This window comes from Pseudomonas umsongensis (assembly GCF_012647205.1).
GTDB classification, from domain to species: Bacteria; Pseudomonadota; Gammaproteobacteria; order Pseudomonadales; family Pseudomonadaceae; genus Aquipseudomonas; species Aquipseudomonas umsongensis.
Genome location: NZ_CP051487.1, coordinates 1,068,053 through 1,081,176 on the forward strand (window position 1 = coordinate 1,068,053; position 13,124 = coordinate 1,081,176).

8 protein-coding genes are annotated in these 13,124 nt (G+C 58.9%); 7 read left to right on the top strand and 1 reads right to left on the bottom strand.

Annotation, left to right across the window (positions count from 1 at the left end):
• The first annotated feature begins 357 nt into the window (after positions 1-357).
• The 4 genes from HGP31_RS04700 to HGP31_RS04715 all read left to right on the top strand — a co-directional run bounded on the left by HGP31_RS04700 (position 358) and on the right by HGP31_RS04715 (position 8,870).
• On the top strand, positions 358-2,151 hold the full coding sequence (locus HGP31_RS04700; RefSeq protein WP_168757248.1) for a DUF1302 domain-containing protein: 1,794 nt from the start codon (positions 358-360) through the stop codon (positions 2,149-2,151).
• A gap of 24 nt (positions 2,152-2,175) precedes the next feature.
• A complete protein-coding gene (locus HGP31_RS04705; protein ID WP_033039341.1) occupies positions 2,176-3,546 on the top strand; it encodes a DUF1329 domain-containing protein in 1,371 nt (456 codons plus the stop codon).
• A gap of 140 nt (positions 3,547-3,686) precedes the next feature.
• A complete protein-coding gene (locus HGP31_RS04710; protein WP_168757249.1) occupies positions 3,687-6,242 on the top strand; it encodes a LuxR C-terminal-related transcriptional regulator in 2,556 nt (851 codons plus the stop codon).
• Positions 6,243-6,428: 186 nt separating this feature from the next.
• Positions 6,429-8,870: a dermonecrotic toxin domain-containing protein gene (locus HGP31_RS04715; RefSeq protein ID WP_168757250.1), complete on the top strand. Its 2,442-nt coding sequence runs from the start codon at positions 6,429-6,431 to the stop codon at positions 8,868-8,870.
• 5 nt (positions 8,871-8,875) lie between these two features.
• On the opposite strand, the gene HGP31_RS04720 is transcribed toward HGP31_RS04715, so the two are convergent.
• Complete coding sequence (locus tag HGP31_RS04720) at positions 8,876-9,670, bottom strand: IclR family transcriptional regulator (protein ID WP_020796689.1); 795 nt, start codon at positions 9,668-9,670, stop codon at positions 8,876-8,878.
• 165 nt (positions 9,671-9,835) lie between these two features.
• Here HGP31_RS04720 and hmgA point away from each other — a divergent pair, with 165 nt between their 5' ends.
• From hmgA to maiA, 3 genes are read left to right on the top strand one after another with little or no spacing between them, the layout of a single operon-like run.
• The gene (gene hmgA / locus HGP31_RS04725; RefSeq protein WP_020796690.1) at positions 9,836-11,140 is read left to right on the top strand and encodes a homogentisate 1,2-dioxygenase; all 1,305 of its coding nucleotides are present in this window, start codon (positions 9,836-9,838) and stop codon (positions 11,138-11,140) included.
• Between the two features lie 3 nt (positions 11,141-11,143).
• Entirely contained in the window at positions 11,144-12,448 is a 1,305-nt protein-coding gene (gene fahA / locus HGP31_RS04730) for a fumarylacetoacetase (RefSeq protein WP_033039329.1), read from the top strand.
• A 12-nt stretch (positions 12,449-12,460) separates the two neighbouring features.
• Positions 12,461-13,096 carry a maleylacetoacetate isomerase gene (gene maiA / locus HGP31_RS04735; RefSeq protein ID WP_020796692.1) on the top strand — a complete coding sequence of 212 codons (636 nt, stop codon included), beginning with the start codon at positions 12,461-12,463 and terminating at the stop codon, positions 13,094-13,096.
• The last annotated feature ends 28 nt before the right edge of the window (positions 13,097-13,124 follow it).

A 13,124-nucleotide genomic window follows, 5' to 3' on the forward strand; every position in this document is an offset into this window, starting at 1 on the left:
TTCAAATCATCTGAAGTCTGTCGCGAACGGCGGGAGGGGAACACCTTCCGTTGCTTCGCGCTTTGCGGCTGTTGTCCCCAAAGCGCAGGGCAAGGATAAGTCTTTGCCGGCAAGGGAAAAATAGCGATCAGGGAGATGCACCGTTACCGCTGGCGCAACAGTCCTGCCTGGCAGCAGCCTAGACCATATTTCCAATTGATGCCGCCACATCCAGTGCATCTATGCCCCCGCCTGATCCCCCGTGCCATGCAACCAGTCATCCTTTCGAGCGACACCACGAATACCTCCTTGGTGCGCTTATCGCTCCCGGCGTGCGGCAGTAGGGTGTGGCCTTCTGTCACTCACCGGGGAAGACGCATGACAAAAACAACAATGCGCGCCATCTTCACTCCGCAGGCGCTGGCCGCTGCGGTGGCCTTGGGGTGCTGTGCCCAGGCGCAGGCTCTTTCATTCAACATTGGCGAAATCGAGGGCACGTTCGACTCTTCGCTGTCGGTCGGTGCGAGCTGGGGCATGCGCGATGCCGATGATGCGCTGGTCGGTATCGTCAACGGTGGCAGCGGGCAGGCGTCGACCGGTGACGACGGGCGACAGAATTTCAAGAAGGGTGAAACCTTCTCGAAGATCTTCAAGGGCATTCACGACCTCGAACTTAAATACGGCGACACCGGCGTGTTCGTCCGGGGTAAGTACTGGTACGACTTCGAATTGAAGGACGAAGACCGGCCGTTCAAGCCGATCAGCGATCACAATCGTAAGGAAGGTTCCAAATCGTCCGGTGGGCAAATCCTCGATGCCTTCGTCTATCACAACTACTCCATCGCCGACTTGCCAGGAACGGTGCGCGCCGGTAAGCAGGTGGTCAGTTGGGGCGAAAGCACCTTCATCGGCAACTCGATCAACAGCATCAACCCGGTCGACGTGTCCGCTTTTCGCCGTCCCGGTGCCGAGATCAAGGAGGGCCTGATTCCGGTCAACATGCTGTTCGCCTCCCAAGGCCTGACCGACAAGTTGACGGTGGAAGGCTTCTATCAACTGGAGTGGGACCAGACCGTCGTCGATAACTGCGGCACCTTCTTCGGCGTCGACGTGGTGGCCGATGGTTGCAACAAGGGCTACACCGTGGCCAGCCCGGCGATTGCGCCATTGCAGCCGATTGCCGCCGCCTTTGGCCAGGGCTTCGAGGTTACCCGCGAAGGGGTGGTCGTTCCTCGCGGCCAGGACCGCGATGCCCGGGATTCCGGGCAGTGGGGCACGGCGTTGCGCTGGCTGGGGGACGACACCGAGTACGGTCTGTACTTCATGAACTATCACAGTCGCACGCCCAACGTCGGTACCACCACGGCTGGCCTGTCCACCCTGGCGAGCATTCCGGGAATTGTCGCGACCGCCAACCGTATCGCTCCCGGTAGCGGTTCGGGCCTGGCGCAAAGCGTGATGCTCGGTCGCGGCCAGTATTACCTTGAGTACCCGGAAGACATTCGCCTGTATGGCGCGAGTTTTTCCACCACCTTGCCCACCGGTACGGCGTGGACCGGCGAGATCAGCTATCGCCCCAACGCGCCGGTGCAGGTCAACACCAATGACCTGACACTGGCGATGCTCAACCCTATCGCCGGTGGCGCGGCGTCACCGATTGCGACCTCGCCTGGGGCCGATAACAAGGGCTACCGACGCAAGGAAGTGACCCAGGTCCAGAGCACCCTGACGCACTTCGTCGATCAGGTCGCAGGCGCGGATCGCCTGACCCTGGTTGGTGAAGCCGCGGTGGTTCACGTCGCTGGCCTGGAGTCGCGCAGCAAGTTGCGCTACGGCCGCGACTCGGTGTACGGGCAATACGGTTTTGGCGGCGACACCGATGGTTTCGTGACCTCGACCTCCTGGGGTTATCGTGCCCGCGCCATCCTCGATTACAACAACGTCATCGCCGGGATCAATTTTCGGCCCAACCTGTCGTGGTCCCACGACGTCGCCGGCTACGGCCCCAACGGGCTGTTCAACGAAGGTGCCAAGGCCGTCAGCCTCGGCGTCGATGCGGACTACCGCAACACCTATACCGCAAGCCTCAGTTACACCGACTTTTTCGGGGGTGACTACAACGTGCTCGAAGACCGCGATTTCGTGGCGTTGAGCTTTGGCGTGAACTTCTGACCTGGCTGAAAGAGGATGAATTCGATGCGCAAGATGATTCTGCAATTGGGCTCCGCCCTGGCCTTGAGTTTGCTGGCCGTCAACGTGATGGCGGCGGTATCGGTGGAGGAAGCGAACAAGCTTGGTACCAGCCTCACACCGCTGGGCGCCGAGAAGGCCGGCAATGCCGCTGGATCGATTCCAGCGTGGACCGGCGGCATTGCTAAAAATGCGGGCGCAGTGGACAGCAAGGGCTTTTTGGCCGATCCGTTCGCCAACGAAAAGCCCTTGTTCATCATCACCGCAGCCACGGTCGACCAGTACAAGGACAAGCTGTCCGATGGCCAGGTCGCGATGTTCAAGCGTTACCCGGAGACCTACCGGATCCCGGTCTATCCGAGCCATCGCACGGCAGCGCTGCCACCGGAAGTGTATGAAGCGGCCAAACGCAGCGCACTGAATGTGACACCCACCAACGACGGCAACGGCCTGGCCAACTTCACCGGCAATCGCTACTACGCCTTTCCGATTCCGAAGAACGGGGTCGAGGTGATCTGGAACCACATCACCCGTTATCACGGCGGTAACCTGCGTCGCACCATTACCCAGGCAACGCCGCAGTCCAATGGCGATTTCACGGTCATCCGCTTCAAGGACGAAGTGGCAGTGCCGTCGCTGCTGGGTGACCTCAAGCCAGGCAGCGATGAAAACGTCCTCAACTATTTCAAGCAGGAAGTCACCGCGCCGGCCCGTCTGGCGGGCAACGTGCTGCTGGTTCACGAAACCCTTGACCAGGTCCAGGAACCCCGTAAGGCCTGGATCTACAACGCAGGTCAGCGCCGTGTTCGACGGGCGCCGCAAGTGGCCTACGACGGTGTGGGCACCTCTTCCGACGGTTTGCGCACCACCGACAACTTCGACATGTTTTCCGGCGCGCCGGATCGTTATGACTGGAAGCTGATCGGCAAGAAAGAGATGTACATACCCTACAACAGCTACAAACTTGACTCGCCCGACCTCAAGTACACGGATGTGATCAAGGCCGGGCACATCAATCAGGACCTCACCCGTTATGAACTGCATCGGGTCTGGGAGGTCGTCGCCACGGTCAAGCCCAATGAGCGGCACGTGTACGCCAAGCGTCACATGTACATCGACGAAGACACCTGGCAGGTTGCCCTGGCTGACCACTACGACGGTCGTGGCCAGCTCTGGCGAGTGGCAGAAGGGCACGCGCAGTTCTACTACGATCATCAGGTCCCGGCCTACACGGTCGAAGCGCTGTACGACCTGATCGCCGGTCGCTACATAGCCTTGGGGATGAAGAATGAGGAGAAACGCAGTTTCGAATTCAACATTGCTGCAAAAGCTGGGGACTACACGCCAGCGGCGCTACGGAGCACAGGTGTGAGGTAGATTTCCTACAGCTGTTACACAAAAAGGTGACCTTTTGGTCACCTTTTTTATAGGGCTTGATCAGTGTGTTGAATACTTCTTCAACAAGCGCTCAACAGAGGACTAGGGTGGCGCCACAAAAATAAAAAAGGCGCACCACTATGACTGCCATGACGACGTGTCTGGACCGTCCTGGACTCCTGCCCCGATTGTCTCCCCATCACTTGTATCGCGCGCGCCTGGTTGAACCGTTGCTGGCCTCGACGGCGCGGGTGAAATTGCTCTGTGCACCGCCCGGCAGCGGCAAGAGTGCACTGCTCGCAGAATGCATGTTGAGCGCGCCGGCAACCTGTGAGGTGCGCTGGCTGCCCTTGGCGGGTGAGGCGATCAGTGTGGGTGGCTTTTGCCAGCGCCTGGCGCGAACGCTGGGACTGAAAACCTCGGATGAGTCCGAATTGTTGGAATATCTGGCTCGATTACCGACAGCCACCTGGTTGTTTATCGATGACTATTGCCGTGTCCCTGACCCGGAACTGGACCTGTTGCTCGACCGGTTGTTGGCCAGCAGCAGCCCGATGGTCACCTGGTGGCTGAGTGGGCGGCGGCGTCCGCAGTGCAACTGGCCACGGTTACTGCTCGATGATGAATTGTACGATGGCGATCGCGCTGCGCTGGCGTTCAATCAAGGGGAAATCGAAAAGCTGTTGCATCACCTGGAACCGGCCCAGGCCGCGAAAGGTGCCGAGAGGATTTTGCGTCACAGCGGTGGCTGGTGCGCCGGGGTGCGGATCGCGCTGCTGCAAAAATGCGACTGGACGCGTCACGACACCCTCTGCGGTCGACCGGACACCCTGCACGACTACCTCGAGCATGAGCTCTTCGCCAACCTGACACCGGAATTTGCCGAGGCTTGGCGGGTGCTGGCGCTGTTGCCGCGATTCAACGCCCGGCTCAGCGATCACCTGTTCGGTGCGGGCGAGGGCGCGCAATACTTGAGTGTGTTGCAGGCGCTGGGCTGTTTCATCGAACCCTGGCAAGACTCGACAGACTGGTTGCAGGTTTTCGCCCCCCTGGCCCTGTTGATGCGCGATGAACCATGGCCGGCCGCCCGCTTCTGGCATCGTCGTGCCTGTCAGTGGTTCGTCGCTGAACAGGACTGGAAGGCCGCGTTCGAACAGGCTTTGCTGGCGCAAGAATTCGAGGTTGCGATCAGCCTGTTGCAGCATTTCAGTTTCGAGCAGTTGTTCGAAGAACAGACCGTGGTACTGCTGCTGCGTTTGCACGAGCAACGCGGTGATGAACTGCTGTTCGGCTCGCCGCAACTGGTCGGCCTGATCACCGCGGCCCTGTTGTTTGCCGGGCGTTTCGAGCAGGCGGCCGAATGCATCGAACAGTTGTCACGCTTCACGCCCCAGCCGTCGGCAACCCTGCAAAGGCAATTGATCGCCCGTTGGCAGGCTCAACAGGGTTGGCTCCTGCATTTGCTGGGGCGCATGGAAGCGTCACGGGCACACTTTCTCGAGGCGCTGGGCGAGCTCGACCTTGAGTGCTGGCCTGCTCGGCTGATGTGCCTGTCCGGCTTGACGCAACAGGCCTTGCTGCGGGGCGAACTCGACGTCGCACAGGCGCTTAATCGCGAAGCGTTGTGCCTCGCCCGGGCGCAAGGTTCACTGGTATACGAAGGGTTGCTGGAGCTCGATCACGCCCAATTGCTCGAGCAGCGGGGCGCGTCCTGCAGGGCTGATGAGCTGCTCGCCAACATGCACAGCCTGCTCAGCCGGCAGCATTCGAATGCCGAACCCCTGTTGGGACGGATCGCCCTGCGTCGTGGCCGATTGAACTTGAGTCTGGGCCGGGCGCAACAGGCTGCCACATACTTCGAGAGCGGCCTGCAGATCTGCCTGCGCAGCCAGGACAAACGAGCGCTTTATGGTTTTCTGGGGTTGGCGCAACTGGCGGCCAATCGCCTGGATTACGCTCAGGCTTTCGACCTGCTGCGTGACGCCGAGCGGATGATGCAGCAACGGCGGATTCCCGAAACGGTGTATCGCAGTGCCTTGCTGCACACCAGTATCCAGTTCTGGCTGCAACAAGGGCGATCGGAACTGGCTCATGAGGCCCTGATACGGGTGCTGCGTCACTATCGCGGGCCTTGTGCACGCCAGGCTCCACCGGCAACGCTGGAGCTGGTTGACAGCCTGGAGTATCTGCTGGTCCTGGCCGAGGTTTACCTGGGGCGGGCACAAGCGCCTCTGGAGCGGCTTGAAGCCCAACTGCAACGGGCCAGTCAGCGGGGAATGGTGGCACTGCAAGCGCAATTGCACCTTGCCGTGGCTGAAGTCGCCTGGCTCAAGGGCGATCCGGACGCTGCCCGGCAATCGCTGGCGCAAGGATTGGCATTGGTTGAACGGTGCAACCTGCAACAGGCCTTGTGCGATTTGCAGTTGCGCCAGCCGCTACTGCCGCAAGCCATTGGGTTGACCGGGTTAGGCGATGATCACCAGGCGCCGGGTGCACCGCAAAACCGTTTGAGCCAACGGGAAATACAGGTGCTGCGGTTAGTGGCGCAGGGCAACTCCAATCAACAGATTGCTGATCTGTTGTTCATTTCCTTGCACACGGTCAAGACCCATGCGCGACGTATCAATGGGAAGTTGGGTGTGGAGCGCAGGACGCAAGCCGTGGCCAAGGCGAAAGTATTGGGTATTGTTACTTGATGTACGAATTCTAAGGCGTTTTGTTTGTTCATGAATGCACACAAGTTTCGGGGTGTGCTTCCATGGCTGTAGTGTTTATATGTCTGGAATCGCCCCGATAGTTTCAGTTTCTCAGTTTAATTTTTATACAAGTTAATAGGGGCGCAATAACGACAAACATAATAATTTATGCAAAAAGGACAGTGCATGGAAATTAATGGATTAACCAATGAGTCCGCGTACAAGCTTCAAGAAGAAGTTTTACGCCCCTCCAGGAAAACACCACAGCTGCCGGATTGGCTGCAACGTGCAAGTGAGGAGGATCGCCAGTACTACTTTGATGCTGAGCAGTCCCTGACTGAAAGCGAACAGGCGCTGGATGCACTGCTTGGAGAAGTTAAGTCGCTGAAGGCGTTCGCCAGGTTTCAAGCGCGGGAAGTTGTTCGACTACTCAGCGGTGAAGTGGTGGACCCGGACCATATTTTCGTCCGCACTCACTATACTTTCTTCGTCGGCGAGCAAAAGGTTGTGCAGAGCAATCGCTTGACGCTTCCCGAATTCATGCTCAACGATTTGTACGGCTCCACCACCATTGCGTTGGAGATCAAACTGGAAGGGGGCGCGCTGCCGTCCGGCGTGACCGCAGACGATATTCTGGAGGTGATGGTCGGCGCGAGCATGCGCAAATTCCATGCGGAAAAATTCGAAAAGAAGTACACGGACGAAGCGGTGCTTCAAGCGCAACAAATTCTGTTGAGTAGTCGTATAGGTCTGAGTTCATTCAGCGCGAAGCTGCAGGGCCATATCAGTGACGAGAGCCTGCAGATCGTCGCTATCTCCTCGCAAGGTGATGAGCGTTGTTCCATGGGAGCGCTCTCGTTGGGTGATGCGAAAGGCGCTTTCGAGGGGATGATTGTCTGCTGCGGGCCGCAGGGCGAAGAAGGGCTTTGTGTGCTGTATGCACCGCAGGCTCCGGGTGGCAGGAGCTGGTATGAGTTCGCGAGCTTCAGGCAGTTGAATTTCCATTTGTTCGATTGGACCGCAAAACCCGAAGGGCGCAGTTATTTGAGCCGCCAGACATTGGCCAGTGAACGCGCCAGCCTGGACGCGTACATGAGACGTCTCCAGGACCTGCCGAGCCAGTGGTGTGGTATCCAGCGCAGCCCTTGGCCAAACAGCGCAGAGGGTGCATTGCGCCAGGGGGTTATGCTGCATGTCGATTGGTTGCGCGGGGAAATGCAAGCGGTCGTTCCTGCCGGGTATCGCTCGGCCACCACCGCCCAGCGACAATGTTTTGCGCGGTTGAACATTGAGCTCAAGGGTTTAACCAAACTTGCAGGGCGCGAGGCAGCGTTGATCAGTTACGAGGACTTCGCCTGCAAGCTGATCATGAAGCGTGCAGAGGAAGTCCTGGCGCAACACGGCGAAACCGTCGACATAGATCCTGACCTGATTGTGGTGAGGCTTGATGATTCCAAAGAGATGACCTTGTCCCGGATGATCATCGATGAACATCACATTACCGAAGAAAGTGGTCCGACTCATAACCGCGGAATTTACCCGTCCATTCGTCTATCACCCGGCCATCCACCTGTTTCCGATCTGCTGATCAAATATGTGCCAGGCTGGTCAAGAACGTTGCGCCCAGGTGAGCAGTATCTCGCCATGTTAAAGGCCGATTACCTGGACCAGGATGCCCCGGACTATGCCTTGAAACGTGACGTCTACGTCGATCTGCGGCGCCATGAAATGCATCGTTCAGCGTTGGAAGCGCTGTTCTGTGGTCATATTGAACGCAAGCAATATGAGCAGATTGAACAGCTCATTGAGCAGTCGCGCGAAGTGGAACCTGATCCAATCTCGCATGTTGAAGATCCCGAGTCTCCTCAACGCGAGGGTCTCTACAGGTTTTATCTTCAAAACTGCCGGGTTGACGGCATTTATGTGTTCCGCCTCATGCGCAATGGCGCTGCGGATGATTTGCTGTATACCCCACATGCGCCGGATTGCCGATCGTTCAGACCCTTGGCCGAGTTTGCCAGATCGGTGAAAACGGCAGAACTTGGCAGTTATTACAGCAAGCGAGTCAAGTTCACGCAGCAGAAAGTTGTCAGTGCATACCTTGAGAAAGTGAAGCTGCGTAGTATCGAGGACATTCCTCATTTGCAGTCCGATAGCCGAGTCCGCGATTTCTCCCGTTGCTACACCGATGCAATGGCTCAGATCGTTGACGACGTGGATGCCAAGACCACCAGTCTTGGGGAGATTGTCAGCAAGCTGATCTACGATAATGCAATCGTGGCAGTCACCGTTTTTAGCCTCCCTTTCGCACCTATCGGACTCGCCTTGAGTGCTGTGGTGATGACCAACGCGGTGTTTGAGGGGGCGAAGGCGTACATGGAAGGGGACCACGAGAAGATGTTCTCGAGTTACCTCGATTGCCTGTTGGAGCTGGCTACGATGCGCATCGGAAAGCTAGGTTTTTCAATGGCGCAGAAGGCCATTGCCAAGCAGGTCGGCAATGTTAATACCTGCATGGGCGTAATCTCTGCGTGCACCGGCAAAACGGTGGACCTGGCCGTCGTCAGCGAACTGATAAAGCAGTCGCTCGCCGAGCCTGACTCCAGCGAGCAAACGATTTTGATGTAATCCGGCTAGCCGGTGATCGTGGGCGGTTCATAGCCCATCCGCCAACTTACGGCCCGTGTCGCCGCCAGCAAGCGCTGCGCCGCCGGGCCGTTTTCGTCGGCATGAAACAACGAGGTCGGGCCGACAATGGTAATGACTGCCACCACATGCCCGGCGGCGTTGAACACCGGTGCCGACAATGCATCGACACCAGGCATCAGTAAACCGTGCACGTGATGCAAGCCGCGGCCGCGGATCTGCCCACATAGCGTTTCATAGACTTGATCATCGCTGAGGGCGTGAGCGCCGGCCGACAGCAGTTCCTGCTCACGCAACTCCACGGTTTCACGCTTGGGCAGGTACGCGCCAAACACCAGGCCCGTGGAGGAGCTGAGCAAGGGCAACACCGACCCCAACTGTGTCACCACCGTCACCGCCCGCACCGCCGGTTCGATGTGCACCACGGTCGCTCCCTGATTGCCCCACACCGCCACGAAACAGGTTTCGTTCAAGTCGTCGCGCAACTCGGCCAACGGTAGGGCGGCGACTTTCAGCACGTCCATACTGTTGAGTGCCGCCAATCCGACGCGCAAGGCTTCACGGCCCAGGCCGTAATGATTGGTCGCCGCATTCTGTTCGGCAAAGCCACTGGCGATCAACGCCTGTAGGTAGCGGTGAACCTTGCTCGCTGGCATTTGCACGTGCTCGGCCAGGCGCGAGAGTGAAGTCGAGGGCGACAACTCGGCCAAGGCCTTGAGGATGTCAGTACCCACCTCGGCCGAGCGGACTTTCTGTTTACCGTTGCTGTCAGGCTTTTCCATGGAGGCGTTGTGATCCCGGGACGAATGGGCGTCTTTATAGCTTGACGGTCAATCCCAATCAAATTACGTTAAGCGTAATTGAATTACGATAAAAATAACCCCGACGTGCCACGAACTCTGCAACAGAGCGACCGGCCACTGTCGACTCCCTGTTCAGGAGGCTCCATGAACTCCGATTCAACGACGCCAGCGCTGGCCTATCAGTCAGGCTTCGGCAACGAATTTTGCAGTGAGGCATTGCCTGGGGCACTTCCCGTTGGCCAGAACTCCCCGCAAAAAGCGCCTTACGGCCTCTACACCGAACTGTTCTCCGGCACTGCGTTCACGATGGCACGCAGCGAAGCACGGCGGACGTGGATGTACCGGATTCAGCCTTCGGCCAATCACCCGGCATTTATCAAGCTCGATCGGCAATTGGCCGGCGGCCCATTAGGTGAAGTGACCCCCAATCGCCTGCGCTGGAACGCGTTGGACATTCCCGCCGAGCCAACCGATTTCATCGATGGCCTGGTGAGCATGGCGGCCAACTCCAGCGCGGATAAACCGGCGGGGATCAGCATCTACCAGTACCGCGCCAACCGTTCCATGGAGCGCGTATTCTTCAATGCCGACGGCGAAATGCTGCTGGTGCCGCAACAGGGGCGTCTGCGCATCGCCACCGAACTGGGCGTACTGGAAGTGGAGCCGCTGGAAATCGCGGTATTACCTCGCGGGCTGAAATGGCGCATCGAACTACTCGACCCACAAGCGCGCGGTTACATCGCCGAGAACCACGGTGCGCCGTTGCGCCTGCCGGATCTGGGGCCGATCGGCAGCAACGGCCTGGCGAATCCGCGTGATTTCCTGACGCCGGTGGCTTGCTACGAAAACCTTCAACAGCCCACGACGCTGGTGCAGAAGTTCCTAGGCCAGTTGTGGGGATGCGAGCTCGACCACTCACCGTTGAACGTGGTCGCCTGGCACGGTAACAACGTGCCTTATAAATATGACCTGCGCCGTTTCAACACCATCGGCTCGGTCAGCTTCGACCACCCGGACCCGTCGATCTTCACGGTGCTGACCTCGCCGACCAGCGTCCACGGCTTGGCCAACCTCGATTTCGTGATCTTTCCGCCACGCTGGATGGTCGCTGAGAAAACCTTCCGTCCACCGTGGTTCCACCGCAACCTGATGAATGAATTCATGGGCCTGATCCAGGGCGAATACGACGCCAAGGCCGAAGGTTTTGTGCCCGGTGGCGCTTCTCTGCACAGCTGCATGAGCGCTCATGGGCCAGATGGTGAGACCTGCACCAAAGCGATCAACGTCGACCTGAAACCTTCGAAAATCGACAACACCATGGCCTTCATGTTCGAGACCAGCCAGGTGCTGCGCCCGAGCACGTTCGCCCTCGATTGCCCGCAACTGCAAGACAACTACGATGCCTGCTGGGCTACCTTCCCAGCCACTTTCGACCCGACCCGGAGATAACCCATGACGCAAACTTCCATTACTCGCAGCTGGGTTGCTTCGGCCAACGGCCACGAGGATTTCCCGCTGCAAAACCTGCCGCTGGGCGTGTTCAGCGTGAAGGGGGCAGCGCCCCGTAGTGGCGTGGCCATTGGCGAGCATATCTTCGATCTGGAAGCGGCACTCGATGCCGGCCTGTTCGATGGCGCTGCAAAGGCTGCGGTCGAAGCCACCCGTGGCGGTCAGTTGAATGCGTTCTTCGAATTGGGTCGCGAAGCTCGCGTAGCCTTGCGTGAGCGTTTGATAGAATTGCTCAAGGAGGGCAGCACCCTGCGCGGCAAGATCGAAGCACAGGGCGCGAAGTTGCTGCCTCTGGCTGCCGATTGCCAGATGCATCTGCCAGCGAAAATCAATGATTACACCGACTTTTACGTCGGCATCGAGCACGCTCAAAACGTTGGCAAACTGTTCCGCCCGGACAACCCGTTGCTGCCCAACTACAAGTATGTGCCGATCGGCTATCACGGCCGCGCCTCGACCATCCGCCCGTCGGGCACCGACGTGCGCCGTCCCAAGGGCCAGACGCTGCCAGCCGGTCAGACTGAACCGACATTCGGTCCCTGTGCACGCTTGGACTACGAATTGGAACTGGGCATCTGGATCGGCCAGGGCAACGACATGGGCGACTCCATAGCCATTGGTGACGCCGCTGATCACATCGCCGGTTTCTGCCTGCTCAATGACTGGTCGGCACGTGACATCCAGGCTTGGGAATACCAGCCGTTGGGGCCATTCCTGTCGAAGAGCTTCATCACTAGCATTTCTCCGTGGGTCGTGACGGCCGAAGCGCTTGAGCCATTCCGTCTTGCCCAGCCGGCACGTCCGGAAGGCGATCCACAGCCGCTGCCGTACCTGTTCGATAAACGCGATCAAGCCGCTGGCGCATTCGACATCGAACTGGAAGTCCTGCTGCTCACCGAAGCCATGCGCGAGCAGAACCTGCCGGCCCATCGCCTGACCCTGAGCAACTCGAAACACATGTATTGGACCGTGGCGCAAATGGTGGCGCATCACAGCGTCAATGGCTGCCAGTTGCAGGCCGGTGATCTGTTCGGTTCGGGCACCTTGTCCGGTCCTCAAAGCGGCCAGTTCGGCAGCCTGCTGGAGATCACCGAAGGCGGTAAGAAGCCAATCGAACTGGCCTCGGGCGAAGTGCGTAAATTCCTCGAGGACGGCGACGAGATCATCTTGCGTGGCCGTTGCAGCCGCGAAGGGTTTGCCTCCATCGGCTTCGGTGAATGCCGCGGCAAAGTGTTGCCGGCTCGCTAAGGGGATCGGTTCATGGAACTCTATACCTACTACCGCTCAACGTCGTCCTATCGGGTGCGTATCGCGTTGGCGCTCAAGGGCCTGGATTACCAGGCGCTGCCAATCAACCTGATTGCGCCACCGGGTGGAGAGCATCGCCAGCCAGCGTACCTGGGCATCAATCCGCAAGGCCGCGTGCCGGCATTGCGCACCGACGAAGGCGAGCTGCTGATTCAGTCACCGGCGATCATCGAGTACCTGGAGGAGCGTTATCCACAGGTACCGCTGCTGTCCAAGGATCTCGTTGCCCGCGCCCATGAGCGTGGCGTGGCGGCGCTGATCGGCTGCGATGTACATCCGCTGCACAATGTCAGCGTGCTCAATCGGCTGCGCCAGTTGGGCTTTGATGAACCGCAGGTTCTTGAGTGGATTGCGCACTGGATCAACCAGGGGCTGGCGACCGTGGAGCAGCTGATTGGTGATGAGGGTTACTGCTTTGGTTCGCAGCCCGGGTTGGCGGATGTGTACTTGATTCCACAGTTGTATGCCGCCGAACGCTTCAACATTTCCCTTGAGGCTTATCCGCGAATCCGCCGGGTAGCGACGCTGGTCGCCAGCCACCCGGCGTTCATCAAGGCGCATCCAGCTAACCAGCCTGACACGCCTTGATTTGCATATACCCGTAGGAGCGAGGCTT